Source organism: Gordonia prachuapensis, from assembly GCF_036350515.1.
In the GTDB taxonomy this organism is placed as follows: Bacteria; Actinomycetota; Actinomycetes; order Mycobacteriales; family Mycobacteriaceae; genus Gordonia; species Gordonia prachuapensis.
The window spans coordinates 145,090-171,729 of record NZ_JAZDUE010000009.1 but is presented as its reverse complement, the minus strand read 5'-3'; the positions used below and the strand labels follow the sequence as shown (position 1 = coordinate 171,729).

General features: G+C 68.0%; 16 protein-coding genes. 9 read left to right on the top strand and 7 right to left on the bottom strand.

Going from position 1 to position 26,640, the window contains the following annotated elements; all coding sequences use genetic code 11:
• Window positions 1-284 precede the first annotated feature (284 nt).
• The 3 genes from V1Y59_RS12685 (at window position 285) to V1Y59_RS12675 (ending at window position 3,479) form a co-directional block, all read left to right on the top strand.
• Window positions 285-1,679 (top strand): alpha/beta hydrolase-fold protein, encoded by a 1,395-nt coding sequence (locus V1Y59_RS12685; protein WP_330505376.1) that lies wholly within the window; start codon window positions 285-287, stop codon window positions 1,677-1,679.
• Window positions 1,680-1,907: 228 nt separating this feature from the next.
• Window positions 1,908-2,480 (top strand): DUF732 domain-containing protein, encoded by a 573-nt coding sequence (locus V1Y59_RS12680; RefSeq protein ID WP_330505312.1) that lies wholly within the window; start codon window positions 1,908-1,910, stop codon window positions 2,478-2,480.
• Window positions 2,481-2,483: 3 nt separating this feature from the next.
• Window positions 2,484-3,479 carry a cutinase family protein gene (locus tag V1Y59_RS12675; RefSeq protein WP_330505311.1) on the top strand — a complete coding sequence of 332 codons (996 nt, stop codon included), beginning with the start codon at window positions 2,484-2,486 and terminating at the stop codon, window positions 3,477-3,479.
• A 151-nt stretch (window positions 3,480-3,630) separates the two neighbouring features.
• Here V1Y59_RS12675 and V1Y59_RS12670 read toward each other — a convergent pair whose 3' ends face one another.
• The gene (locus tag V1Y59_RS12670; RefSeq protein WP_330505310.1) at window positions 3,631-4,992 is read right to left on the bottom strand and encodes an NAD(P)/FAD-dependent oxidoreductase; all 1,362 of its coding nucleotides are present in this window, start codon (window positions 4,990-4,992) and stop codon (window positions 3,631-3,633) included.
• A gap of 187 nt (window positions 4,993-5,179) precedes the next feature.
• Between V1Y59_RS12670 and V1Y59_RS12665 the strand changes: the two genes are divergently transcribed.
• From V1Y59_RS12665 to V1Y59_RS12650, 4 genes are all read left to right on the top strand, one after another.
• Window positions 5,180-6,181, top strand: a complete 1,002-nt coding sequence (locus tag V1Y59_RS12665) for an LLM class F420-dependent oxidoreductase (protein ID WP_330505309.1) — start codon at window positions 5,180-5,182, stop codon at window positions 6,179-6,181.
• A gap of 256 nt (window positions 6,182-6,437) precedes the next feature.
• Window positions 6,438-8,339: a long-chain-fatty-acid--AMP ligase FadD32 gene (gene fadD32, locus V1Y59_RS12660; RefSeq protein ID WP_330505308.1), complete on the top strand. Its 1,902-nt coding sequence runs from the start codon at window positions 6,438-6,440 to the stop codon at window positions 8,337-8,339.
• Window positions 8,340-8,408: 69 nt separating this feature from the next.
• Window positions 8,409-13,685, top strand: coding sequence for a polyketide synthase Pks13 (gene pks13 / locus V1Y59_RS12655; RefSeq protein WP_330505307.1), 5,277 nt, complete (start codon window positions 8,409-8,411; stop codon window positions 13,683-13,685).
• Between the two features lie 23 nt (window positions 13,686-13,708).
• Window positions 13,709-15,304 carry an acyl-CoA carboxylase subunit beta gene (locus V1Y59_RS12650; protein ID WP_330505375.1) on the top strand — a complete coding sequence of 532 codons (1,596 nt, stop codon included), beginning with the start codon at window positions 13,709-13,711 and terminating at the stop codon, window positions 15,302-15,304.
• Between the two features lie 10 nt (window positions 15,305-15,314).
• Here the strand turns inward: V1Y59_RS12650 and V1Y59_RS12645 are convergent, their stop codons facing one another.
• The 3 genes from V1Y59_RS12645 to V1Y59_RS12635 all read right to left on the bottom strand — a co-directional run bounded on the left by V1Y59_RS12645 (window position 15,315) and on the right by V1Y59_RS12635 (window position 18,095).
• Window positions 15,315-16,547 (bottom strand): DICT sensory domain-containing protein, encoded by a 1,233-nt coding sequence (locus V1Y59_RS12645; RefSeq protein WP_330505306.1) that lies wholly within the window; start codon window positions 16,545-16,547, stop codon window positions 15,315-15,317.
• 165 nt (window positions 16,548-16,712) lie between these two features.
• The gene (locus tag V1Y59_RS12640; protein WP_330505305.1) at window positions 16,713-17,261 is read right to left on the bottom strand and encodes a Dps family protein; all 549 of its coding nucleotides are present in this window, start codon (window positions 17,259-17,261) and stop codon (window positions 16,713-16,715) included.
• A gap of 111 nt (window positions 17,262-17,372) precedes the next feature.
• Window positions 17,373-18,095, bottom strand: coding sequence for a VIT1/CCC1 transporter family protein (locus tag V1Y59_RS12635; RefSeq protein WP_330505304.1), 723 nt, complete (start codon window positions 18,093-18,095; stop codon window positions 17,373-17,375).
• A gap of 175 nt (window positions 18,096-18,270) precedes the next feature.
• On the opposite strand from V1Y59_RS12635, the gene V1Y59_RS12630 reads away from it, so the two are divergent.
• Together V1Y59_RS12630 and V1Y59_RS12625 are read left to right on the top strand one after the other, a co-directional pair.
• Window positions 18,271-18,516, top strand: a complete 246-nt coding sequence (locus V1Y59_RS12630; protein ID WP_330505303.1) for a FitA-like ribbon-helix-helix domain-containing protein — start codon at window positions 18,271-18,273, stop codon at window positions 18,514-18,516.
• The gene (locus tag V1Y59_RS12625) at window positions 18,503-18,913 is read left to right on the top strand and encodes a type II toxin-antitoxin system VapC family toxin (protein WP_330505302.1); all 411 of its coding nucleotides are present in this window, start codon (window positions 18,503-18,505) and stop codon (window positions 18,911-18,913) included. The genes V1Y59_RS12630 and V1Y59_RS12625 overlap by 14 nt, the downstream gene beginning before the upstream one ends.
• A gap of 3 nt (window positions 18,914-18,916) precedes the next feature.
• Here the strand turns inward: V1Y59_RS12625 and V1Y59_RS12620 are convergent, their stop codons facing one another.
• The 3 genes from V1Y59_RS12620 to V1Y59_RS12610 form a co-directional block, all read right to left on the bottom strand.
• Window positions 18,917-19,807: an oxygenase MpaB family protein gene (locus tag V1Y59_RS12620; RefSeq protein ID WP_330505301.1), complete on the bottom strand. Its 891-nt coding sequence runs from the start codon at window positions 19,805-19,807 to the stop codon at window positions 18,917-18,919.
• Window positions 19,808-19,902: 95 nt separating this feature from the next.
• Window positions 19,903-23,232: an arabinosyltransferase domain-containing protein gene (locus V1Y59_RS12615; RefSeq protein WP_431309159.1), complete on the bottom strand. Its 3,330-nt coding sequence runs from the start codon at window positions 23,230-23,232 to the stop codon at window positions 19,903-19,905.
• Entirely contained in the window at window positions 23,225-26,563 is a 3,339-nt protein-coding gene (locus V1Y59_RS12610; RefSeq protein WP_330505300.1) for an arabinosyltransferase domain-containing protein, read from the bottom strand. Before V1Y59_RS12610 ends, V1Y59_RS12615 begins: the two co-directional genes overlap by 8 nt.
• Window positions 26,564-26,640 lie beyond the last annotated feature (77 nt).

Genomic DNA, 26,640 nt, shown 5'->3' with positions numbered 1-26,640 from the left:
GGCCGAGCCACTTCAGTCACAGAAATCCCACGCGTAACAGCGTGGCGCAACCAAAACAGAACGCCCTACGTGTAAGAAACACGTAGGGCGTTCTGTTGTCTGTGAGGTTGTTGTGACTTCTGGGGAAAGAGTTACACACTCACCTGGTCGAACGTCGTCAAACTCAGGTGGTGTGAAGGAGTCAGAGGGTGAACTGGCATGGGTTTCGGCACGTCGTGACGCGCAGGACGTGGGACACGACGTGTAGTGAACGGGGGCGGAACACCGGGACCGCCCGACGATGGCTGACCGGAGTCGCGGGAGCCGCGGCGACGGTACTGGTGCTCACCGCACCGGTCGTCCCGGCCGGTGCGGCACCGGACGACCCGCCCGGCGCGCCGGCGGTCCAACCGCCCCCCGCCGCCCCGGAGTCCGCCGCGCCGCCACCCGCGCCGGTGCCTGCGGCTGCCACCGAACCCGCCCGGGTGACCAACACGTTCTGGTACACGGATCGTCGCGTCGCACTGTGGGTCCACTCGCCGGCGATGAAGACCAACATCCAGGTGCAGATCCTGCTCGCCCGCGACTGGTGGTCCAAGCCGAAGGACAAGTTCCCGCAACTGGTCACTCTCGACGGCCTGCGGGCGCAGGAGGACCAGAGCGGCTGGATCATCAACACCGACATCGAGAACTTCTACCGCGACAAGAACGTCAACGTGGTCCTGCCGATCGGTGGTGAATCCAGCTTCTACACCGACTGGAAGGAACCGGACAAGGGCAAGAACTACCAGTGGGAGACCTTCCTGATCCGGGAGCTCCCGCCGATCCTGGAAGGTGACTGGCGCTCCACCGACGTCCGCGGTATCCAGGGCCTGTCGATGGGCGGTTCGGCCGCGATGATGCTGGCCAGCCGTAATCCGGGCTTCTACAAGTACGCCGCATCCTTCTCGGGCATCCTGCAGATGACCTCCTACGGCATGCCGCAGGCCATCCAGTTCGCGCTGCGCGACGGCGGCGGCTACGACTCCATGAAGATGTTCGGGCCGCCGAGCGACCCGGCATGGAAGGAGCACGACCCGTATCTGCACGCCGAGAAGCTGCGCGGCACCAGCCTGTACGTGTCGTCGGGCAACGGCCTCGTCGGGCCGCACGACAGTCCGTCGGACATCCCGCTGCTGGCCACCAACTACTCCGGCGTCGGACTGGAGATCCTGAGTAGGGTCACCTCGCAGCAGTTCGCGATCAAGCTCAACCAGCTCGGCATCCCCGGACAGGCGGTCTACCGGCCGTCCGGTACACACACATGGCCGTACTGGGAGTTCGAGATGCAGCAGTCGTGGCCGCAGGCCGCCGGCGCGCTGGGGCTGATGAACGACCGGCCGATGTGCAAGGTCGGATTCCCGAAGGCCTACAACGTGCACAAGGAGACGCTGGGCGAATGCCTGACTCCGGTGTACGGAGTGCCGGGTGGCAAGGCCCAGGACTTCCGCGGTGGCCGACTGATCACCGGACCGAAGGGACCCAAGATGGTCGGTGGCGGCATCGGCGGTGAATACGTCGCGGCCGGCGGCCCGGGCGGCAAGCTGGGTCTGCCGACCAGCGACGAGATGCCCACCCGCGACGGCAAGGGCCGGGTGAACACCTTCCAGAAGGGCCGGATCGTCTGGACGGCCGCGGACGGCGCGAAGGTCACCCGCTGATCTCAGGCAACGGCGGCGGCGCAATCTGAGCGGGACCCGTCGCCGGTGCTGAGACTTCGCTGAGGAATCGGAACGTTTCTGCTGGTCGGGCGGGTCGCGCCGCCGAAGTCGGACCGTGGAGGCTGTAGCCTGACCAAGGGCGGATCGCCAGCGAGCGAGCCGCGGCAGGTGTGAGAACCGGGTCGGTGACGATGACGTCGCCGGTCGGGCGTGACGAGGAAAGTGACGATGACCCGAAAGTTTCTGCAACTCGCGATGATCGCGGCGGGACTCGCGCTGACAGTGGGTTCGGTGTCGGCGTGCGCCGACGATTCGACGGCCACCGCGCCGATCACGAGCAATCCGGTCACGACCACGTCGATGTACTCGACGTCCCCCACCTCGGCCGACGAGTCGGCCTCGGCGTCGCCCAGCGCGACCGCGGATTCCGACGACGATCGCACCGAGGAGACCACCCGGGAACAGGAGTCGGACTCCGGCGCGCTGCCCGCGACCGCGCCGAATCCCGAGACCGACGTCCCGCAGAACTTCCCCGGACCCGAAGGGCAGGAGGTCGGCCCCAAGGGGCAGGCCTACCTCGCGCAGCTGAAGGCCGAGAACGTCGAGTTCATGGGTGACACCGACAACTCGGTCGCGCTCACGATGGCCGAGTACGTGTGCAACGAGCGGAAGAAGGGCACCGACCCCGTCACGGTGAAGGCGTTCGTCACCGCCTCGGTCGGCCCCGGCACCGAGACCGTCGCAGAGGCCAACGCCAAGGCCGACAAGGTCATCAAGGCCGCCGACCAGCATTACTGCTGACCCGTGAACGCACGAAGTGCGCAGCGCCGCAAGCGGCGACTGCCGAAGATCCTGCTGTTCCTCGGTCTGCTCGCCGTCGTCGCGATCATCCTGATCGTGGTGCTGGTGGTCGTGTTGCTGCAGCCCGGTCCGCCGCGCCTCCCGATCGGACCGGACGACACCACCAGTGAGCCGAGGCAGCGGCCCGACGCCCAGTCCGCCGACTGCCCCGACGTCCTGACCCTCGTCATCCCGGGCACCTGGGAGTCGGCGGCCGACGACGACCCGTACACGCCGACCGCGAACCCGCAGTCGCTGATGTTGCGGGTCTCGGGTGCGATCGCCGACGAATACCCGCAGTCACGCACCAGCGTCTACACCGTGCCGTACGTCGCGCAGTTCCGGAATCCGACGAACCTCGGTGACCGCCAGCGCGACTACGACTTCTCCCGGTCACAGGGCTACAAGCGGGCCGCCGGCAAGATGATCCAGACCAACCGCGACTGCCCCTTGACCCGCTACGTCATCATGGGCTTCTCCCAGGGGGCGGTGATCGCCGGCGACCTCGCCAGCAACATCGGCAACGGTCGCGGCGTGCTCGACCCGGCCGATCAGGACCTCGTCCTCGGGGTCGGGCTCATCGCCGACGGACGCCGACAGCCGGGCGAACAGAACGACATCGGGCCGTCGCCGAGCGGGGTGGGCGCCGAGGTCGCGCTCGCCGGGATGGGGCGTCTGGTGCCGGGCATCACCATGACCGGTCCCCGGGACGGCGGCTTCGGTGAGCTCCAGGATCGTGTCCAATCCATCTGCGCCCCAGGTGATCTGATCTGTGATTCGCCCACGGTCACCAACCCGGTCCGGGCGGTCAGCCAGCTGGCGGGGGCGATCAACAACCCGGTGCACGCCATGTACGCGACCACCGACTACTGGTCCCTCGACGGCGCGTCGGCGACGCAGTGGATGTACGGCTGGGCCGATCAGGTGATCGCCGAGGCGCCGCGGCCGGCGCACTACTGAGTTGCCCACCTGGTCCCTGAGGAGGTCCGGAGCTTGCGGAGGGCCGTCACGAAGGGCCGCCCTTCGTGACCCTTCGTGACGCTCGCAGGCTCGCTCCTCAGGGCGGCGCGCTCGCAAGCTCGCTCCTCAGGGGTCGGGGGAAGCTCCCTCCTCAGGACTCGGATGACGTCGGTATCCCCTGACTGCGCGTCAACGACGCCTCGTCGTCGCTGACGAGCCCGAAGGACACCAGCGGCCGGGGGTACACCGCATCACCCAGGTAGGCGGCCGCAACCGCCATCCGGTTGGCGCCGCGCGGCAGCGAGAACAGGTGATACGCCCGCGTGACCGCCTTGGCCGCATACCCCGAGAGGTGGATGCCGACGGGGTTGGCGACGGCGAACCGGGGTCCGAGGTCGACGACGAGCCCGAGATCGTTGTGGCGGTAGTCGGTGGCCGAGCCCACCCCGATGCCGGCGAGCACATTGCGTGCGACGACCTTGCCCTGCCGGACGGCGTGCTGCGCGGTCGGCGGGGTGATCGCGTCGTCCTTGGTGACGTCGGGCACGGCAGCCGCGTCGCCGGCGGCGAACACATGCGGATGGCCGGGCACCGACAGGTCGGTCCGCACCTTCAGCCGCCCCTTCTCCGCGGGCAGGCCGAGCGACTCGATCAGCGGGCTGGCCGCCACACCGGCCGCCCAGGCGACGGTGCGGGTGGGAACGGTGGTGCCGTCGCTCAGTTCGGCGTGCTCGGCGGTCAGCCGGTCGATCGTGGTGCCGAGCCGTACGTCGATCCCGCGGGAGCGCAGCACCTCGAGGACCTTGTCACCCAGTTTCTCGCCGACCTCGGGCATGACCCGATCGGCCATGTCCAGCAACACGAATCGGACGTCCTGTGGGTCGAAGTCGCGTTGCCGGGCGACCTCGTCGGCGAGGGCGCGCAGCTGTGCGGTGAGTTCGGCTCCGGCATACGAGGCGCCGACCACGACGACGGTACGGCGGGCCTTCGCGATCTCCGGATCCGTTTCCCGGCAGGCGAGTTCGAGTTGCTCGAGGAGTTGATCGCGCAGATACAGCGCCTCGGTCGTCGTCTTGAGGCCACGCGCGTGCTCGGTGAGTCCGGGGATGTCGAACAGCCGGGTGACCGATCCGGGCGTCAGCACGAGGCGATCCCATTCGACGGTTTCGGCGACTCCCTCGCGGTTGCGTACCTCCAGCGTGCGGCCGTCGAGATCCACTTTCTCCACCCGGCCGGCCACCAGCTGTGCGCCGGGCAGGGCCTGCGCGAGTGGGACGGCCACGAAGCGCGGGTCGAGCAGTCCGCCGGCGACGTCCGGGAGCAGGGGCGTGTACAGCATGAAGTCGTCCGGCGAGATCACGGTCACCTCGACCGGGTGGTCGACGTCCGAGCGCTGATGGCGCAACAGGCGCCGGGCGGTCTCGAACCCGGCGAAGCCTGCGCCGACGATGACGATGCGTACGGCACCTCCGGTGCGGTCGACGGGTTGGGTCGGGTCGACAGGTTCCGTCATGTGCACTTCCTGTTGTGGCGGTTTCGCGTCCGGTATGTCCGTACCCGCAGCGGGCCGGGGCAAACACGACGTGGCCCGTTTCGTTTGGTGGCGTGGTGGCGCTGCATTACCGTGATTGGGCTACCGATGCACGCGACGCGCAGCATGCGCACCAGGGACGCGCACCATGCGCATGAGGAGACGGTGAATGAGCCAGACCGGAGTGAGCGAGACCGGGAACCTGCGTGCGTTCCGTTTCGGCGCCGGTGGTGAGGGCAACAAGGACGAGGGCGGAGCGCGCAAGTTCGTCAAGCTCGCGCAGACCGCCGAGGAGTACGGCTACGACACGTTCGCCGTCCCCGATCACCTCGGCAACCAGGTGGGGCCGATCGCCGCACTCGGCGCCCTCACGCAGGCCACCTCGACCATCCGGCTGGGCACCTCGGTACTCGCGAACGGTTGGCGGCATCCCGCGCTGCTCGCGAAAGAGGCCACCACGATCGACGTGCTGTCGAAGGGTCGGCTCGAGCTGGGCATCGGTGCCGGGTGGATGAAAGAGGAGTTCGACAAGGCGGGGATCGAGTTCGAGTCGCCGGGCACCCGCATCCGTCGCCTCGACGAGGCGCTGACCATCCTGGATGGCCTCATGCGCGGGCAGACCGTGGACTTCGCCGGCGAGTTCTATCAGATCAGCGGACTCGAGGGCTCGCCTCGACCCCGGCAGGGCCCCCGGCCGCCGATCGCGGTCGGCGGCGGCGGTCCCAAGATGCTCGCGCTGGCCGCCAAGCACGCCGACATCATCTCCGTCGCGCCGTCGACGACTCGCGACGGCAAGATGCGGCTGTCGGACATGACCATCGAGAAGACCGCGGAGCGGGTCGCCCGCATCCGCGACGTCGCCGGGGACCGGTTCGACGACATCGAACTGAACTGGACCATCGCGGTGATCGTGATCACCGACGACCGGGAGGCCACGGCGGAGATGGCTCTCAAGGCGCTCGATCAGGGCTACCCGCCCAACATCGAACGTGACACCGATTTCACCGTCGACGACGTGTTGCAATCGCCATACCTCGCCATGGGCACCTTCGAGGAGATCGCCGATCAGATCCGCGAGGTCCGGCGGCGGACGTCGATGTCCTACGTGGGGGTCTTCCCGACCCAGATGGACGCGTTCGCGCCGGTCATCCAGCTTCTCAAGGGAGAGTAGGATTGCGACGATCTGATCGCGTCCGACTCGGGGGACGGGCATCGACACTGGCCACGCAGTGCTCGTGACCGAATTGCGTGAGGGCGAAGGTCGGATTGGCGATCATGAGCATTTCGAACGGATAACAATTTGGACTACCGTGACCGCGGTAGCAACGACGGGCGTGGAAAGCGTGGGTCGATGACATGACGGGGGACATGTCACCAGCCGGGGGAAGGAAGACGCGCGGTCCACGAGGGGGCCACAGGAGTAACGGATGTTGAACACAGAATTTGAGCAGTTCCTCGACGAGAACGGGCAACTCCACTTCACCGAGGACGCCACGCTCGTCGACTATGTCGAGCGCAACGTACGCGACGAGGCCGACACCCTCGCGTACCGCTTCATCGACTACAGCCGCGAGCGCGACGGCGAGGCCCAGGATCTGACGTGGGCTCAGTTCGGCAAGCGTCTGCGTGCGGTGGCTGCTCGTCTACAGCAGGTCACCAAGCCCGGCGACCGTGTCGCGATCCTCGCGCCGCAGTCGCTGGAGTATGTGATCGGGTTCTTCTCCGCGCTCTACGCCAGCAACGTCGCCGTTCCGTTGTTCTCGCCGGACGAGCCGGGCCACACCGACCGTCTGCACGCGGTGCTCGCCGACTGCGCGCCGACCGCCATCCTCACGTCCACCAAGTCCGCCGAGGCGGTCCGCGATTTCTTCAAGCCGCTGCCCGCCAAGGAGCGGCCCCGGGTGATCGCCGTGGACGCCGTCCCGGACTCGGTCGGCACCAGCTGGGTCCCGCCGGTGGCCGGCAAGGACCACAACAAGGACACCGTCGCGTACCTGCAGTACACCTCCGGCTCGACCCGTGTACCGGCCGGTGTCGAGATCACCTATCAGGCGGTGGCCGCGAACGTCCTGCAGATGTACGACTGCATCGAGATCGACCGCAACGCCCGCGGCGTGACATGGCTGCCGATGTTCCACGACATGGGCCTGCTCACGGTGATCCTCCCTGCGCTGGGCGGCAAGTACATCACCATCATGAGTCCGCAGGCGTTCGTCCGTCGCCCGGGCCGCTGGATCAAGGAACTGGCCGCCGAGGCCGACAACGCCCCCACCTATGCGGCCGCCCCCAACTTCGCCTACGAGCACGCTGCGGTACGTGGTCTGCCGAAGGACGGCGAACACCTCGACCTGTCCAACGTCATCGGCCTGATCAACGGCTCCGAGCCGGTCACCGTCAGTTCGATGAAGAAGTTCAACGACGCCTTCGCGCCGTACGGTCTGCCGAAGACGGCCATCAAGCCCTGCTACGGCATGGCCGAGGCCACCCTGTTCGTCTCGGCGACGCAGCGCGAGAACGAGGCCAAGGTCATCTACGTCGACCGCGACGAACTCAACGCCGGCCGGTTCAAGGTCGTCGATCAGCATGCGGAGAACGCGGTCGCCCAGGTGTCGTGCGGGCAGGTCGCACTGAGCCAGTGGGCCGCCATCGTCGATCCCGAATCCTCGACCGAGCAGGCCGACGGGAACGTCGGCGAGATCTGGTTGCACGGCATCAACATCGGCGCCGGCTACTGGAACAAGCCGGAAGAGTCCGAGGAGACCTTCCGCAACACGATCGCCCATCCGCTGGCCGACGGCAGCCACACGGAGGGCGCGCCCGCCGACGCCATCTGGATGCGGACCGGCGACTACGGCGTCTGGCTCGACGGTGAGCTCTACATCACCGGCCGGGTCAAGGACCTGGTGATCGTCGACGGCCGCAATCACTACCCGCAAGATCTCGAGTACAGCGCCCAGGAGGCCAGCGAGGCGCTGCGTCCGGGCTTCGTGGCCGCCTTCTCGGTGCCGTCGAACCAGCTGCCGCCGGTGGTGTTCGAACAGTCCACCAGCGGTCTCACCTTCGACGCCGACGACGCGTCGGAACAGTTGGTCATCGTCGCCGAACGCGGCCCCGGCAAGAAGCAGGATCCGCAGGAGATCGCCGACACCGTCCGCGCCGCCATCGCGCAGCGCCACGGAGTGATGGCACGCGACATCCTGATGGTCCCGGCCGGGTCGATCCCGCGCACGTCGAGCGGCAAGATCGCGCGCCGCGCCACCCGCACCGCCTACATCGACGGCAGCCTGCGCGGCGGCTACAAGCAGACGGCGTTCCCGGACGCCGAGTAGCGACAATCCGTTCCCTGAGGTGCGAGCTTGCGAGCCACGAAGGGTTCCCCGATCAGTAGTCTGGAAGCGATGTCTGAACTGAATACCGACGAGTCCAGCACCAGCATGGACGACGAGTCGAAGGCGACCGGAACCGCCGGCGAGACGGCCGGCGATCTCACCGTCGCCGAGCTGCGGGACTGGCTGCGTACCTGGGTTTCCGAGGCCACCGGTATCCCCGCCGACCAGATCTCGGACGACCGGCCGATGGAGGAGTTCGGACTGTCCTCGCGTGATGCCGTGGCGCTGGCCGCCGACGTCGAGGACAAGACCGGCGTGATCCTGACCGCGACCGCGGCCTACAACCATCCGACCATCGCGATGCTGGCGAAGCGGATCATCGAGGGAGACCCCGACGAGGGTCTCGACGACGGCGCGGACACCTTCTGGCAGCGGGAACGCAGCGCCGACGACGACATCGCGATCGTCGGGTTGTCCACCCGGTTCCCGAAGGCCGGTCACACCCCGGAATCGACGTGGGATGCGCTGATCAACGGTGTCGACGGCATCAGCGACCTACCCGACAACCGCTGGACCGAGTTCAAGGCAGACGCCCGGATCGCCGACGCCATCGCGTCGGCGAACGTGAAGGGCGGCTACCTCGACGATGTGAAGAGTTTCGATGCGGACTTCTTCCAGATGAGTCCGCGCGAGGTCGAGATGGTGGACCCGCAGCAGCGGCTGGCCCTCGAACTCACCTGGGAGGCGCTCGAACACGCCCACATCCCGGCCTCCGACCTCAAGGGCGGCCCGGTCGGTGTGTTCATCGGCACCTCGACCAACGACTACCAGATGCTGGCGACGCTCGGCCTCGGTGAGGGCGCCGAGGAGACCGCGGCCTATGCGTTGACCGGAACCGCGACCTCCATCGTGGCCAACCGGGTCTCCTATTTCTTCGACTTCCACGGCCCGTCGATCGCGGTGGACACCGCCTGTTCGTCGTCGCTGGTCGCAGTGCACCAGGCCGTGCGCAGTCTGCGATCCGGTGAGAGCTCGGTCGCGCTCGCCGGCGGTGTCAACATGATCATCACGCCCGCGGTCACCCTCGGTTTCGACCAGGTCGGTGCGCAGGCCAAGGACGGTCACATCAAGGCGTTCTCCGCCGACGCCGACGGCATGATCCGGGCCGAGGGCGGCGGTCTGGTCGTCCTCAAACGCATGTCCGACGCCCGCCGCGACGGGGACCGGGTGCTCGCGGTGATCTCCGGGTCCGCGGTCAACTCCGACGGCCGCTCCAACGGCCTGTTCGCGCCGAACCCGGAAGCGCAGGTCGAAGTGCTGCGCGACGCATACCGGGACGCCGCGCTCGATCCGCGGACGGTCGACTACGTGGAGGCGCACGGCACCGGCACCATCCTCGGCGATCCGATCGAGGCCGACGCGCTCGGCCGTGTCGTCGGCCGCGGCCGCGTGGTCGGCGCACCCGCGCTACTCGGCTCGGCGAAGACCAACTTCGGTCACATGGAGTCCGCCGCGGGTGCCGGCGCTCTCGCCAAGGTGATTCTGGCCCTGCAGCACAACACGATTCCCGCGTCGCTCAACTACTCGGGTCCCAACCCGTACATCCAGTTCGACGCCAACGGACTCAAGGTCAACCAGGAAGCCGGCACGTGGCCGCGCTACTCCGGGCACGCCATCGCCGGTGTCTCCGGGTTCGGCTTCGGCGGCACCAACGCCCACGTCATCGTCCGTGAGGTGCTGCCCACAGACCTGGACCCGGCAGCCCCCACCGCTGGTGGAGACGCTCCCACCGCTGGTCGAGTAGCGACGAGCGGCAGCGAGGAGCGTATCGAGACCTCGAGACCCGACGACATCGACGACCTCGACGACGACGAGTACCTCACCGAAGCCGAACGCGCCGTCCTGGCCGCGCAGGCCACCTCGGACACCGCTCCCGCCGAAGAAACCGAGAAAGACCCCGCCGAGGGTTTCGCACCGTGCGCCGCCGACGGATCGGTTGTCCCGCTGGTTCTTTCGGGTTTCCTGCCTTCGCGCCGCCGCAAGGCCGCCGAGGATCTGCTGGCATGGCTGGAATCCGAAGCGGGACAGTCGACCCCGCTCGCCGACATCGGACGTACGCTGGCCCACCGCAACCATGGCCGATCCCGCGCCGTGGTGATGGCGCGCACCCATGACGACGCCGTCACCGGGGTCCGGGCCATCGCCGAGGGCAAGAGCAATCCCCTTGTGTACTCGGCGGATTCGCCGGACGCCGCGACCGCCGTGTGGCTGCTGTCGGGCTTCGGCTCCCAGCACCGCAAGATGGCCAAGCAGCTCTACACCGAGAACCCGGTGTTCGCCAAGTACGTCGACCGCGTCGACGAGTACGTGCAGAACGAACTCGGCTACTCCATCGCCGAGATGTTCCTCGACGACGAGCAGACCTACGGCATCGAGACCAGCCAGGTCGGCATCTACACCATTCAGGTGGCGCTCGCCGACACACTGCGCCACTTCGGCGCCGAACCCGGTGTGCTGGTGCCGCATTCGATGGGTGAGGCGTCGGCCTCCTACATCAGTGGCGGACTCTCGCTGGAGGACGCGACCCGAGTCATCTGTCAGCGCTCGCGCCTCATGGGCGAGGGCGAGTCGATGCTCCAGGGCGACGACATCCGCCTGATGGCGCTCGTCGAGTACAGCGCCGAGGACATCAGCGATGTGCTCGTCGACTACCCGGACCTCGAGATCTGTGTCTACGCCGCGCCGACGCACACCGTGATCGGTGGACCCGAGTCGCAGGTCGACGCGATCGTCGCCCGCGCCGAGGAGGAGGGCAAGCTCGGTCGTAAGCTGCAGACCAAGGGCGCCAGCCACACGTCGCAGATGGACCCGCTGCTCGGCGAACTGGCCTACGAGTTGACCGGCATCGAACCGCTGCGGCCGACCGTCGGCTTCTACAGCTCGGTTGATCGCGAGACCTTCTACCGCCCCGGACATGAGCCGGTGCACACCATCGACTACTTCACCAAGGGCCTGCGGCACAGCGTCTGGTTCAGTCAGGCGATCTCCAAGTCGGTGGAGAACGGGCACCGTACCTTCCTCGAGCTCTCGCCCAACCCCGCGGTGCTGATCTCCGTTGCCGCCGTGACCTTCTCGGCCGGTCTGCATGACGCGGAATTGGTGGAGACGCTCAAGCGCAAGGAGGACGAGAGCTACGGCCTCGTCAACGCGCTGATGAAGCTGTACGTCCACGGACACCCGGTGAACGTCGGATCACTGTTCGGCACAGGAGAATTCGGCGACGTCCCGCGCACCCGCTTCGAACGCCGCGAGTTCTGGCTGAAGGCGACGATCAGCGGCGGCGGGTCGGCCGGATCGGTGCCGGGTTCGCATGTCGCGCTGCCGGACGGCCGGCATGCCTGGGAGGTGAGCGCGTCGGCGGTCACCGATCCGCGCGAGTTGGTCCGCGCCGCGGCCGCTCAGGTGCTGAGTGATGCGGCAGTCGGTGCAGCGCTCACGCACGCGTCGGTTCCCGGCGACGGCACCCTCACGACGACCCTCAGCCCGCACCCCGGCGGTGCGTCGGTGACCGTGCACAGCAAGGAGGACAAGAACTTCCGGCTGGTGTTCGAGGCCGTCGTCACCGGCGGTGACGTTCCCACGGAATCGCCTGTGCCGGCTGTGGAGTCCACATCCCCCGCCGCCGTCTTCGCCGACGACCGCGTGGTGACCGAGGACGAGGTCGTCGACGACATCGACAACAAGTGGTCGCCGGAGTCCGGCGAGACGGTGGAGCAGCGGCTGGCGATCATCGTCGGCGAGTCCATGGGGTACGACCCCGAGGACCTGCCGCGCGAGATCCCGCTGATCGAGCTGGGCCTGGACTCGCTGATGGCGGTGCGGATCAAGAATCGTGTCGAGTTCGAGTTCGACATCCCGCAGCTGCAACTGCAGGCCATGCGGCAGGCCAACCTGGGCGACGTGGTGAAGTTCGTCGAGTTCGCGGTCACCCACCGCGACCAGCTCGACGATCTGGCCCAGAACGCCGCCGGTGGTGGCGAACTCGACACCGCGGCGCTCAACGCCTACATCGATGAGCAGAATGCGAAGGATGTCGCGGAGGGTGATCCCCCCGCCGATTCCCCCGCTGATCCCCCCGCTGGTCGAGTAGTGACGAGCGCTAGCGAGGAGCGTATCGAGACCAAGGAGACCGACCTGTCCGACGCAGCCGCCGTCGCCGACGCCACCGGCTCCGACGTCCCGCCGCGCGATGCCGCGGAACGCCTGACCTTCGGTGTTTACGCGGTGGTGACCAAGAAGTCGGCCGGCGGCGTGTTCAACAAGCTTCCGGTGCTCGAAGAGGATGTGGCGCAACAGCTCACGGATCGTCTGAACGAACGTACCGGCGGTGACATCGACGTCGAGGACATCCTCGACTCGGAGACCATCGAGGAGATGTCGAACTACGTCCGCGAGTTCCTCGACGCCGGCGCCGACACCGACGGGTTCATCCGCTACCTGCGGCTCGTCGACGGCAAGAAGAGCTACGACCCCACCGCCGGCGACCCGGTCCCCGCGCTGCTCTTCCACCCGGCAGGCGGCAACACCTCCGCCTACGAGGCGCTGCTGAAGCGTCTTCCCGACGATCAGCCGGTCATCGGTTTCGACCGCGTCGAGGGTTCGATCGAAGAGCGTGTGCTGCAGTACATGCCGCGTCTGCGGGAGATCGCGCCGCACGGTCCGTACGTGCTGATCGGATGGTCCCTCGGCGGCGCACTCGCCTACGGCTGTGCGCAGGTGCTGCGGGACGCGGGCGAAGAGGTGTCCTTCGTCGGCCTGATCGACGTGGTGCGGCCCTCCGAACCGGTGGTGGAGACCCCGGACACCAAGCGGGCCCGCCTCGAACGCTGGCGCGACTTCGCGATCCGCACCTACGACCTCGACGACGACATCCCGATCCCGATGGATCGCCTGGTCGAGGCCGACGACGAAGAACAGTTCGCCATCATCATGGAGATGATGTCGATGTCGGGCACCAAGATCCCCGGCGGCATCATCGAACACCAGCGCACGTCGTTCCTGGACAACCGGGCGCTGACCAACATCGAACCCACGAGCTACGACGGCAAGGTGATCCTCTACCGTGCCGACAAGATGCACGACGGAGCCATCGAGTTGGAGCCGCAGTGGGCGAACATCGACGAGGACGGCCGCTGGGGCGAGGTCGTGGATGATCTGGAGATCATCCACATCGGTGGTGATCACCTGTCGATCGTCGACGAGCCGTACATCGGACGGATCGGTGCGGATCTCACGCAACGCCTACGGACCGTGGGTGATTCGGCGAGGTCGGCGGAGAGGAAGTAGGCAGCATCGTGACGGAATCGACTGTGTCGGAAACGGCTGGGACGGGAACGACTGCGACACAAGCACCCGCGACCGGGACCACCGCCGAGAAACTGGCGGACCTGCGTGAGAAGCTGGAATCGGCAAAGGAACCCGGCGGCGAGAAGGCGATCGCCAAGCGTGCGGCCAAGGGCATCTGCTCGCCGCGTGAACGGCTGATGATGCTGTTCGACGCGGGCACGTTCGTCGAGATCGGTGCGCTCGCCAAGATGCCCGGCGCCGCCCATTCCGGCTACGGCGACGGCGTCGTCACCGGGCACGGACTGGTGCACGGTCGCCCGGTCGCCGCGTTCTCCCACGATCAGACCGTTTTCGGCGGAACCGTCGGAGAGATGTTCGGCCGCAAGGTGTCCGCGCTGATGGAATGGGCCGGCAAGATCGGCTGTCCGATGGTCGGCATCAACGACTCCGCGGGCGCCCGCATCCAGGACGCCGTGACGTCGCTGGCCTGGTATGCGGAGATGGGGCGCCGCAACCTGCTGCTGTCCGGACTCGCTCCGCAGGTGTCGGTGATCCTCGGAAAGTGCGCCGGTGGCGCGGTCTACACGCCGGCCAACACCGACATCCTGGTCGCCGTCGAGGACAAGAGCTACATGTTCGTCACCGGCCCGGATGTGCTCAAACAGGTCAATGGCGAGGACATCTCGGCCGAGGACCTCGGCAGCGCCCACAACCAGGCCCGGTGGGGCAACATCCATCACGTCGCGGAGGACGAGAAGTCGGCCTTCGACTGGGTGCGCGAGTACCTGCAGTACATGCCGTCGAGTGCGTATGAGCAGCCGCCGGTGATCAATCCGGGGCTCGAGCCGGAGATCACCGAGTCCGATCTGTCGTTGAACGCGTTCATGCCGGACAACGACAATGCCGGCTACGACATGCACGACATCATCATCAAGCTGTTCGACGACGGGGCGTTCCACGAGGTCGGTGAGTTGTTCGCGCCGAACATCCTCACCGGTTATGCGCGCGTCGACGGCCGGTCGGTGGGCGTGGTCGCCAACCAGCCGAACGTGATGTCGGGCGTGCTGGACACCGATTCGTCGGAGAAGGCCACGCGGTTCGTGCGGATCTGCAACGCCTTTCGCATCCCGCTGATCTTCCTGGTCGACACCCCGGGCATCCTGCCGGGTCTGGCCGAGGAGCAGAAGGGCACCATCCGGCGTTCGGGCAAGTTCCTCTACGCCTACGTCGAGGCCGATGTCCCGAAGGTGACGGTGGTGCTGCGCAAGGCCTATGGCGGTGCGTACGCGGTGATGGGATGCAAGCAGCTCGGTGCCGACATCAACCTCGCCTGGCCGAGCGCCAAGATCGCGGTGATGGGTGCCGAATCCGCCGCGGCGGTGCTGACTCGGCGCCAGACCGAGGGCATGTCCGCGGCCGAAGCCGACAAGGTGCGTCGCGACTTCATCGACTTCTACAACACGATGATGGCCACGCCGTACCTCGCCGCCGAACGTGGCTACATCGACGCCGTCATCGAGCCCGCCGAGACCCGGCTACAGCTGCGAAAGGCATTGGCGCAACTGCGCGACAAGACCGAATACCGGACGCCGCGCAAGCACTACCTGATGCCGATCTAGCGCCCACGCTTCAGTCGAAACGCCGCAGGATCGAGTGCACCGCCTGCGTCACGGTGAGCCGGTCGTAGCTCTGCACGAAGTCGAATGTGCGGTCGAGATCGCTTGCGCCGCTGTGGAGATCGCGTGCCGATAGTAACGCGGCGAAATGTGGTCCGAGGACGGCGACGTTCCATTCGTTCACCAGATCGTCGTCTGCGTCGAGCGGGGCGCGATGGACGTTGCCGTCGCGCACGTCGGGGAGGCCCACGCCGTACACGCCGGCGAGACCGGTCTTCTCCGACATCGCGCGCCACCGCTCCGCGGTGCGCCGGGTGAAGTGGTCGGCGTGCTGGAAGGTACCGAGAACGATCGACGCGCCGCCGATGGCGGCTTGGTGCTCGAGTGCCTTGCTCATCTCGATGAGCAGCCGTTTGTCACCGAGTCGCGGCGTGAGCGACGCCGAGGCGATCGCATACGGCGTCTGCTGGTCGGGCGCGGGTGTCGACCACACCGGCATGTCCGGGAGCGGAACGATGGCCGACGTCGACAACGTCGACGGATTCTCCACCGACGGATAGAGGGCGCCGATCCCGAAGGACGCGCCCATGGTCATCGCGATCACCCGGCGCGACTCGTCGTCCACGCCTTCGGCCACCACCACGGCCCGGCTGCGTTCGGTGTGCGCGGCGAGTGTGTGCGCGAGCTGAGCCGACTCGGGATTGGAGTTCTGGCTCAGCAGATCGGCCGAGGTGACCACGATGTCGGGCTCGATCAGCGTCAGCAGCGTCGCCGCGTGGTCGCTGCTGCTGAGCCCATCGACGCAGATCACCTTTCCCGCCGCCCGTGCCCGGGCCACCCGCGCCAGGGTGCGCTGGGGGCTGCGTTCCACCGCGCTCGGCAGCACGACCATCACGTGCCGTTCGAGGGCTTCGACGGTGTCGTCGCCGAGGTCGTCGAACAGTTCGAGATCCATGCCGACGAGCAGGGGGAGGATCTTGGCGACCGATTGGGCGCGGGCTGACCGGGCGAACTCCTGGCGCCGGCGATCGAGGACGTGATGCTGTTCCATCAGCCGCGCGGCCCGGCGCAGCGCATCGGCGGTGCCCAGGCGGGTCCCGGAGGGTCCGCGGAGCTGCAGCTCGACGGCGGCGAGTGCACCGTCGCTGAGCCGGCAGACCGGCGCGAACTGCATGTGGAGCTCCAGATCCTCGAACAGGGTGAACCCGCCCTCGGTTGCCGATGCCTGCCGGACCTCGGGTGTCATGCGGAAACAGCGATCATCGGGCGCCTCCCGTCGGAGCCGTAGCTGGCTCCGAGATGAAGTGGGAGGATGCGGGGTCTTCACATCCTGTGCAGGGCAAACGTGCTGCCTGCGGCCAGGATAACAAAGGTCGTGGGCAGTCCCCGGGCGAGCGGGGACGCCCCGGCGTCAGCCGGCCGAGCGTGCGGCGTCGGCGGCTTCGGTCTCACTGGTCCGGCCGGCGTTGGCGAGTTCGCCGGTGTAGCTCTCCAGGTGCGCGCGGACGAACCACTGGAACTTCTCGAGCTCGGCGGTCTGGCCGATCAGGATGTCCTCGGTGATCGGGTCCAGCTCGCCGACCTTCTCGATCGCCGCACGGTGGGAGGTGATGAAACCGTCGTAGACCAGGTCGAGGGCGCCGAGGTGTGCCTGGGCGGTGTCGCGGCCGATCGAGTAGTCACCCCACGAGCGGTCGTCCTCGATGGCCTTGGCCGTGCCGCGCGGCGACGAGCCCAACGTGGCGATGCGTTCGGCGAGCGTGTCCGCGTACCCGCGCACCAGGTCCACCTGCGGGTCGATCATCTCGTGCACGCCGATGAAGTTGGCGCCCACGACATTCCAGTGGATGTGCTTGAGCGTGAGATGCAGGTCGTTGAGCGCGCTGAGGCGCTCCTGCAGGCAATCGGACACGGTGGTGGCCGAGTCGACGGACAATCCGGGAGCGGTGAAAGTGGTCATGAACCCGACGCTAGGGACCGCGGCCGTGTGCAACGAGTGGCGATCGTGATCGGCAACCCAACCGAGACCGATGGTCACGGAACGGTAACGGGCAGGATTGGATGGCGCCGGTCAGATGACGGTGGTGCCGACCAGGCGGCCGATCGCGAACGTCACGATCATGGCGAGCGCGCCACCGATCACCACCCGCACCATCGGGCGCCACGGACGCGAACCGCCGAGCGTCGCGCCCGTCGCGCCGGTCAACGCCAAGGCCAGCAGGACTGCCACGAAGGCCACCGGGATGCGCCACGACGGGGCCGGCACGAGGATCGCGATCAACGGCAGCAACGCGCCGACAGTGAACGAGATCGCCGATGACAGCGCCGCCTGCCATGGGCTGGTCAGCTCATGGGGATCGATGCCCAGCTCGACCTCGGCGTGGGCTTCGAAGGCGTCGTTCTCGGTGAGTTCGGCGGCGACACGGCACGCGGTCTCGTGGCTCAGGCCCTTGGCCTCGTAGAGACCGACGAGCTCGTCGAACTCCTCGTCGGGTTGCTCCGCGAGCTCCCGACGCTCCGTGGCCAGCAGGGTCTCCTCGCTGTCACGCTGCGTGCTCACCGAGACGTACTCGCCGAGCGCCATCGACACCGCGCCCGCGGCGAGGCCGGCGACACCGGCGGTGAAGATGGCGCCGCGATCTGCGGTGGCGGCGGCGACGCCCACCACGATGCCCGCGGTGGACACGATGCCGTCGTTGGCGCCCAGGACTCCTGCGCGCAGCCAGTTGAGCCTGTTCGCCAGCGAACCACGGTGCGGCTCGTTGCGGTGCTGGTGCTCGTGGTCGACGGACATGGGTCAACTCAACTGGCGCAGCATGATTCATGCAAGCAAGGCAAACGTTGCCTCAGTACGGCCGTCACCCTTCGTGACGCACACTCACTTCGTTCGCGTGCTCCTCAGGGGTCGGCAGGGACGCGAAGGGCCTCGCCACCTGCAGTGATGCAAAAATGCATGTTAGCATGCACATATGCCCAAGACCGTGCAGATCCGTGACCTCGAGGACGATGTCTATGCCGCATTGGCCCGTCGCGCCGCCGAGGAAGGGGTCAGCGTGCCGGAGCTGCTCCGACGGGAGGCGACCCGGTTGGCGGCACGTCCGTCGGTCGCAGAATGGTTGCGCCGCACCGGACGGCGCCCGTCGCAGATCTCGACCGCCGACGCTTTGGATGCGCTCGACGACTGGCGAGGGCAATGGCCCGATGCTGGTCGTTGACGCTTCGTGCCTCTTCGAGGTGGTCGCCGACACCCCGCGGGCCGAGGGCATCCGCGCGCGCCTCGCATCGGACACCGACCATGTCGCTCCCGAGGTGATCGATGTCGAAGTTCTCGGAGTCATTCGCGCGCAATATCTTCGAGGGAGGCTGGATGCCACGGCGGCGGCGCTGGCCGTCGACGATCTCCGTGACTGGCCGGGCGAGCGGCACTCACATCGATGGATGCTCGACAGAGTCTGGCACCTGCGCGACACGGTCCGCGGATGGGACGCCTTCTATGTCACCCTGGCCGAGGCCATGGACGCCACCCTCGTCACGATGGACGCCCGTCTGGCACGGGCCCCCGGGCCGCAGTGCCCGATCGAGGTTCTCGGTGGGCAGCCACTCATCGGGTGATCGTCAGAACACCTTCACCCCGAGCCGTCTACGCAGACGCAGATCGACGATGTAGACCGACATGATGGCGCGCATGAGGCGTCCGGTCGCCGGGTCCAGCTTGCGGGCCAGGTCGAGGGCGCGGTCGAGGCGACGGTCGTCCCGAGCGCTCCACTGCCAGTGCATCATGTCGCGGAACTCCGGCGGCAGACCCGCTTTGATCAGATACTTCGACTGCCGGCCGAGGTAGCGGTGCACCAGCGCGCCCGCTGTGCCGATCCGCTGCTCCAGAAACGACAGGTCGGAGAGCTGCTGCAGCATGTCGCGTACCGGCGGGTCGATGGACATGCCGGGGACCTGGGCATCCCAGTACTCCTGCATTGCCTCGTAGCTCGCCGGCCACTGCTCGGGAGCCACGTTCAACGTGGTGCCCAGCCATCGGGAGTCGGCGACCACCCGTTCCTTCTCGGCGGGGCTCAATGGGCCGTACAGCAGTTCGTACTGGTCGATGAAGTACTTGGTCAGACAGACGGCGACCCAGAGCTGCAATCGAGAGTCGTTGCCGCTGTAGGTCACCGGACTCTGCTCGGTGGAGTAGACGAGCGCGTGGATGCGCTGGAGCTCCTCGTTGACGAACTTCTTGTCCTCGTCGGTGCCGAACAACGCGACGGCGAGGAACGTGCCTGTGGTGCGGCTGCGCTTGATCGGATGCTTCATGGCGCTACCCGACTCCACGCGGCTCTCGACGACGCCGTACCCCACCTTGGGGTGCGCCAATTGCATGATCACGTTGGCGCCGGCGATGGACGGCCCCAACCCGGTGACCAGGTCGCCGGTCCTGCGCACCGGACGTCGGCGCCGCGCGGGCGCGACATCGGCGACGTGCTCGTGCTGATAGTGATCAACGACCGTCATGTCCCCATCATGGCCGCAGATATGAAATTTTGCGACGGTAGCCGACACGAACCGCAACACGACCACAACGAAACCGTGATGGTCCGTCGGTCCGGTCAGTACCCGCTCGACCGCATCGGCGCCGGGTTGTACAGCGCGGACCGTCGCTCCTCACCCAGGTCGAGCTCGGCCGCCGGGGCCGGGTCGATCTCGTCGAAGCGTTGCAGGCCGCCCCAGTCGCGACCCCAGTTGTTGCGCAGATAGGTCGGCAGCAGGGTGGGTGTCAACATCGCCTCGGTGATGCCGAGCGGGCCGCCCGCACGTCCCGACATCCAGGTCTGGCTGTTCTTCCGGGTGGCCTCGGCATCGGGCATGATCCGCCACTGCGGCACCTCGAGCACCCCGTCGGACACCTTCATCGGCTGTTGGCAGGGGAAGACGAGCCCGGGCAGCCAGTCGATGAACACCGGGTCGGTGGTGCCGACGACGTCGTTGAGGGTGCGCAACTCGGTGACCCGCGGCGGGGTGATCGCCACCCATTCCGACGGCGCTGCGGCCGTGTCCCGGACCTCGACCCGTACGACGTCGGCGCGCGGTGGGGCATCGGCCAGTGGGTACCGCAGGTTGCGCCAGATCGGTACCTCGCCGATGTCGATGGGCGACATCGTCCCCACCGGGGTGACCGACCCGTCGGCCTCGGTCCGCCCGAACTGAACGGTCACCTGCTGGCCGGCCTGTCGCACGCCCAGTCCGTCGACGGCCTCGACCGAACCGGCCACGGCGATGGTCAGCAGCGGTGCGTCCGGGTTGCGGTCGGGCAGCTGGTACCAGTCGGTGGTCAACGACCCTGTGCCGGCGGGTGATCCGTAGCTGCCCAGCACCGGGGTGTTCGCGGGGTTCAGGCCGAACGGCAGGCGCACGGTGGAACCGTTCACGCCACGCTCGCCCTGACCGCCCGCGGTGCCGCCCTGCGCGGATTCGCTTGTCTCGGTGGATTCTTCGGCACCCGCGCCCGTCTGGGCGGTGTTCTGGGCCGACGTCGTCGCGGAGTCCTGCTCCTCGGTGGAGTCGATCGACAGTCGGTTCGGCACGCCGTTCGGGGTGAAACCGGCCGGGTCGGTCGAGCCGGCCAACGCATCGGAGATGTCGGGCGCCGGCCGGCCGTCGACCGCGGCGGGGGCGAGCAGTCCCAGGTTCGGGTCGGCCTCCACGAGCACGTCGTTGGCCAGCGCGCACTCGTTGCCGGTCAGGGCGCGGGCGTTGGACTTCAGCCACGACCAGCTGTCGCGCTGCTCGTAGGCACCCTTCACGAAGGAGGCGACCATGAAGATCACCATCAGACCGGAGATCACCGGCAGCGGCGAGAACTTCAGCCGCGACAGCCACCCGCTCCCGCCGCGGGTGCGGGTCTGCTCGTCGACGTAGTCGTCGCGGAAGTGGAACCAGAGGCCGACCAGGGCGGTGATCACCGCGACCGCGAGAATCGCCCAGCCCACCTTGATCCCGGCGATGGACGGCGGGCGGTCCCACCACGGCACGCCGAAGCTGCCGACGAACCACCAGCCGTTGGTCCCGGTGAACGAGATCGCGGTGACGGCAAGAACCGCTGCGGCGAAGAACGTCCGGTTTCGTCTCGACCGCAGGATCGCCGGCGCCATCATCGCTCCCGCTGCGGCGGCGAGGCCGGCCGCGATGCCGGCGTACACGCCGAAGTGGTGGGTCCACTTGGTCGGGGTGAACGAGATGAAGAACATGGTGCCGAGCGTGACGGCGATGAGTCGCCAGATCGGGGCGCGGGACACCCCGTTGGGATGTTCGCGGCGTAGGAGCCGCAACAGCACCACCACCAGGCAGAGGATCATGATGAGCACGCCGAACCGGCGCGCCAGGGTGCCGTCGGCGGTCGGCAGGATCAGGTAGTAGTAGCGCACCGGCTCCGACCACCATTCGAGCGTCGGCCCGACGTCGGTGGCGACCCGGTTGCCCTCGATCAGCGGCATCAACGGCTGGTCGTAGAAGATCTGGTACAGCACTGCGGTTCCGGCCGCGAGGATCGGTGCGAGCATCGGCAGCAGGCCGTCGCGGGTGCGGCGGGTGACGAGGGTCTTGATCACCGGACGGATACCGGCGAGCAACGCCGCGACCGCCATCAGCCCGCCGGGTGCGAGTGCGAGGGTGAACGCCGCGACGACGACCGCGACGGCGTACGGCAGCAAGCGGCGGGTGGCGATGGCGCGCTCCACGCAACACCACGTCAGCAGCGCGCCGACGGCCTCGGCGGGTTCGGGTCGCAGACCGTTGTTGTACGGCAACCAGATCGCCAGGAACACGAACGCCGCCGACCACACCGCCGGGGTGCTGGTGCGCACCGCCCGACCGAGGCGGGGGATCACCTCCCGGCTGATCAGCCACCACCCCAGCAATCCCAGCAGGAATGCCGGCAGCCGCATCCACGGTGCGGCCAGGCTCACGTTCGTCATCGCGGAGATGACCTGGAAGTGCCAGCCGAACGGGTCCTGCGGCACGCCGAAGTAGCGGAAGTAGTTGTCCGCGTAGCCCGCTTCGCCGGCGATGCGGCCGACGGTGAAGTTGTAGCCGTCGTCGGAGGTGTTGGCCCCGCCGATCCACCAGAACGCCAGGATCGCGAACACCGCGATGTCCGGGCCGCGGATCGTCCACCATCCCGACGGCAGGAAACGCTTGTGGCTGCGGCCATCTCGCCGGTCGAGCACACCGAGCGCGATCAACGAGAGGATCGTCATCAGGATGCCGACCACGATCACCGCGAGTTTCAGCGCGGTGGGCGTGCTGACGTACCGGGTGTCGATGGTGGCGTGGAACGAAAGTCCGTCACGCGGAGCGGTTTCCGGCAGGTCGGTGTAGACGCCGATGATCTGCGGGCGCATCTCGTGATCGGGGACGGAGAACGCGTGCAGGCCGTCGCCGGACACGTTGTCCACGCTCGCCCGAACGCCCTCGCCGTCGGCGTGGAACGTGATGCGGCAGTCCGGGTTCGCCTGCGCCGCTGCGCGGGGCGTGTTGAGGATGACGACGTCGCGGTCGGTGACGAGCAGTGCGTCGGCGGTGGCCCGGATCATCAGGGCGCGGGCCGCTGCCTGCTGGCCACCCTCGGGGACGGTCGACAGCAGCATCCCACCGTCGGCGGGCAACTCGGCGGCCAGCGTGCAGGGCACCGACACGTCCATGTCGATCGGCACATACGACACGAGTGGCGCAGCGACGCTGCCCACGCCCTCACCCTGCGGCCAATCGAGCTCCGCGGTCGACTGGTTCACCGGCGTCAGCGGCGTGACGATCGCCATCAGGAAGCCGAGCAGGCCGGCGACCACTGCCACGATCTTCGCCGTGCGTGGGGTGACGCGCGAGGGTCGGGTGGTGGAGGCCGGCCCGGTCGGAGAGGTGGGCCCGGTGGAAGTCTCAGTCATCGGATTGCGGCTCCACCCTGATCGAACCGGTACGTGACCAGCCCCATCGCGTCGTCTGCGAGGTGTCGACCCGTACGTCGGCCGCATCCGGTTCCAGCGGCGTCAACCGTTCGAGCGCACCCCATTCACGGGTCCAGTCGTCGCGCAGGTACGTCGGCACCGCCTGCGCCGACGTCGTCGACTCCGAGATCGACAACAGACCACCGTCGGCGCCCGACTGCCACGTCTTGGACTGCGAATTGGTGAGCGGATAGTCGCCCATGATGCGCCATCTCGGCACCTCGGCCACCCCGTTGGTGATCCGTAGCGGCCGCTGACACGGGAAGTGTGCGGCGACACCGAAGTCGATGACGGTCGGCGCCTCGGTCCCGACGATTTCCTGCAGCGTCTGCAGGCGCGGCGCGCGGGGTGGGGTGACCGCGATGAACTGGTCGGGCCCGAGGTTGTTGTCGGCCAGTTCCAGTCGCATGACCGTCGCCGCGCGCGGTGCGGCGTTCATCGGGATGCGGAGGTTGCGCCACGGCCGGTTGGTGATGACCGGTCCCGGGTCGATGGGCAGCACGTCGGGGCCGATCTGGGTGAACGATCCATCCGGGCCCGGCCGGCCGAACTGTACGACGAGTTTCTGCCCGAAGGTCCGGACACCGAAGGTGTCGATGGTGGACACCGCGCCGGCCACGCTGAACACGAGCAGCGGCGAGACGGCGCGCACCGCCGGCAGGTCGTACCAGCCGGTGGTGAGCCGTGCCTCGCCCGGATAGGCATAGCTGCCCAGCACCGGGGTGGTGGCCGGGTCGAGCCCGTACGGCAGCGCTGCCGTCGACCCGTTCACGGTGCGCGGGCCCTGACCGCCGGTGGTCCCGGCCCCGAGCCCGCCGGTGATCGCGAACGGACGGGAGAAGCTGGCGGACACGTTCATCTGCCCGGGACGCTGGTTGCCGGGTTCGGGAGCGAGGTCGTTCGGGATGCCGTCCGGGGTGAAGCCCACCGGATCGCTGCCGGACAGGGCCGCGGACACCGACTGGTCGTCGGCCGGAGTCAGCATGCCGGCGTTCGCGTCGGGCTCCACCAGGACCTCGGAGGCCATACCGCACGTGTTGCCGCGCAGGGTGTCGAGGTTCTCGGCCAGCACCGTGGTCGCCGGGTACCGGGCGACGGCTGCCTTGGCGAACACCAGGACTTCGGCGATCACCATCAGACCGGCGACGAGGGCGATCGGTGACGACGCCAGGAACAGCCGGCGCCGGTCGGCGCGGCTCTCGTCACGTCCGTGGCCGGTGTGGGCGAGTCCCTTGTTCTCCACGTAGTCGAGCCGCAGGTGCTGCCACACCGCGATGCCGGCGGTGATCACGGCCAGGACCAGCAGCATCGTCGAGATCGGCCGGCCCGCCAACACCGGCGCCCGGTCGAACCACGAGATGTCGTATTCGTAGGCGAACGGCCACGCGTTGTATCCGGCGGTGGCGGCGGCGAGGGCGAAGAACAGGCCGGAGATGAACACGGTCAGGTTGCGGGTGGACCGCGCGGCCGATTGCGCCACGGCCAGGGTCGCGGTGGCCGCGATCGCAGCGGCCAGGCCGGCGAAGATGCCGAACTGGATGGTCCACTTGGTCGGGGTGAACGCCAGCAGCAGCAACGTCACGCCGATCGCCCCGATGAGGCGCCAGGTCGGTCCCGGATCGACACCGCGGATACGGGTGCGTCGCAACATCACGGCCACGGTGACGATCAGTCCGGCGAGCAGCAGCAGGACCGGCACCCGGCGGGTGAGGGAGCCGTCGTCGGTGGTGACGGAGATGAAGTAGTACCGCAGGTACTCCTGGTGCCAGCTGATCACCGGCCCGACCTGGTAGCGGATCTTCATCGCCTCGAGCACCGTGGCGAGTGTCTGGTCCCGGAACACCACCACCAGCACGAGTAGCCCGGCCGCGGTCATCGGCGCGAGCAGCGCCAGGGTGCCCGACTCCCGACGCCGTTCGAGCAGGACACGTAGTAGTGGTCGCGCGGACACCAGCAGGATCGCCACGGCGATCACGCCCTGCGGAGCCAGGGCCAGGGTGAATCCGGCCGCGATGGCAGCGAGTGCCGCAGGGAACAGGCGGCGCGTCGCGATCGCCTGCTCGGCCGCCCACCAGGTCAGCACGGACCCGAGCACGATCATCGTCTCGCTGCGCAGCCCGCTGTTGAACGGCAGCCAGAACGCCAGGAAGACGGTGGCGGCCGCCCACACGGCCCAGCCGCTGCGGCGCACCGCGGCGCCGAGTCGGGGCAACAGCACACGGCTCAGCACGAACCACGAGGCAAGGCCGGCGAGCAGCGGCGGGATGTGCATCCACAGCAGCGACGTGGAGACCGACGACCACTGGGCGAGGAGGCTGTAATACCAGTCGAACGGCGCCTCCGGGATTCCGTACCACCGGTAGTAGTTGGCGAGGTAGCCCGACGCGTCGGCGGTGCGACCCATGTTCAGGATGTAGCCGTCGTCGGCGGTGCCCGCACCGAGCACCGTCCAGACCAGCAGGACGCCGGTGACGACGATGTCGGTCGGACCCGGGATGGCCGTCCGCCACATCGATCGGGCGCGGACACCGATCCGCCGGTGATAGCCGTGCACGCGGTCGAGCTGGGCGAGCGCGAACAGCGCCACCACGACCGCGATCACGGCGAGCACCATGACGATCAGCTTCAGCAGGGTCGGGGAGCTGACGTACCGGTTGTCGATCTCGACCTGTACCCGCAGCCCGTCCTGCGCGGCGGCGGTGACGTCGGCGGTCGGCAGTTCGGAGAAGATGCCGTCGACCTGTGGCCGTCGGTCGGGGGGCAGGACCGTGCGCTCGCCGATCCCGACGAACTGGGCGCCCGGCCCCGCGGGCTGCGACCAGATGTGCAGTTCGTCGCATCGCGCCAGCTGCTCGCGTGGCGCACTCGCGGCGAGCGCGTTGCGGAACGTCACCGACACGGCGTCGCGGTTCGCGGTGACATACAGCGCCGACGACCGGCTCTGCGGCGCGTCGGTGGGCATCGTGGTCAGCACGGTCGCGCCGTCGGCCGGCAGCGCGTCGAGCAGGCTGCACGGAATACGTGCGTCGAGGGTCTGCGGCGTCTGGGCGATCAGCGGGGCGACGACCGACGACGAGTCGGCGGACAACTGCTGACCCTGCGGCCAGTCGAACGACGCGTCGGTGGCGTCGACGGGCAGGAACGGGGTGATCGCGCAGAGGACGGCCCCGATGACGCCGGCCACGATGGCGACCATGCGCGCGGTGCCCGCGGACACCCTGGCGGTCGGCCGCGCGGCATCGGGCGCAGCGTTCGGGGCTGTCACAGGCACGATGTCTGATGCTAAGCGACTTCGCGGTGATGACCTAGTTGGTGCGGCTCACGGCGCACTCAGTTCTTTCGATTAGG

Excerpts from the sequence above, each read along its gene's own strand:
- V1Y59_RS12640 (WP_330505305.1), bottom strand. The coding sequence starts at position 17,261 with ATGACCACTTTCACCGCTCCCGGATTGTCCGTCGACTCGGCCACCACC.
- fadD32 (WP_330505308.1), top strand. The coding sequence starts at position 6,438 with ATGTTGAACACAGAATTTGAGCAGTTCCTCGACGAGAACGGGCAACTC.
- V1Y59_RS12635 (WP_330505304.1), bottom strand. The coding sequence starts at position 18,095 with ATGTCCGTCGACCACGAGCACCAGCACCGCAACGAGCCGCACCGTGGT.
- V1Y59_RS12625 (WP_330505302.1), top strand. The coding sequence starts at position 18,503 with ATGCTGGTCGTTGACGCTTCGTGCCTCTTCGAGGTGGTCGCCGACACC.
- V1Y59_RS12665 (WP_330505309.1), top strand. The coding sequence starts at position 5,180 with ATGAGCCAGACCGGAGTGAGCGAGACCGGGAACCTGCGTGCGTTCCGT.
- V1Y59_RS12680 (WP_330505312.1), top strand. The coding sequence starts at position 1,908 with ATGACCCGAAAGTTTCTGCAACTCGCGATGATCGCGGCGGGACTCGCG.
- V1Y59_RS12620 (WP_330505301.1), bottom strand. The coding sequence starts at position 19,807 with ATGACGGTCGTTGATCACTATCAGCACGAGCACGTCGCCGATGTCGCG.
- pks13 (WP_330505307.1), top strand. The coding sequence starts at position 8,409 with ATGTCTGAACTGAATACCGACGAGTCCAGCACCAGCATGGACGACGAG.
- V1Y59_RS12645 (WP_330505306.1), bottom strand. The coding sequence starts at position 16,547 with ATGACACCCGAGGTCCGGCAGGCATCGGCAACCGAGGGCGGGTTCACC.
- V1Y59_RS12670 (WP_330505310.1), bottom strand. The coding sequence starts at position 4,992 with ATGACGGAACCTGTCGACCCGACCCAACCCGTCGACCGCACCGGAGGT.
- V1Y59_RS12615 (WP_431309159.1), bottom strand. The coding sequence starts at position 23,232 with ATGACTGAGACTTCCACCGGGCCCACCTCTCCGACCGGGCCGGCCTCC.
- V1Y59_RS12630 (WP_330505303.1), top strand. The coding sequence starts at position 18,271 with ATGCCCAAGACCGTGCAGATCCGTGACCTCGAGGACGATGTCTATGCC.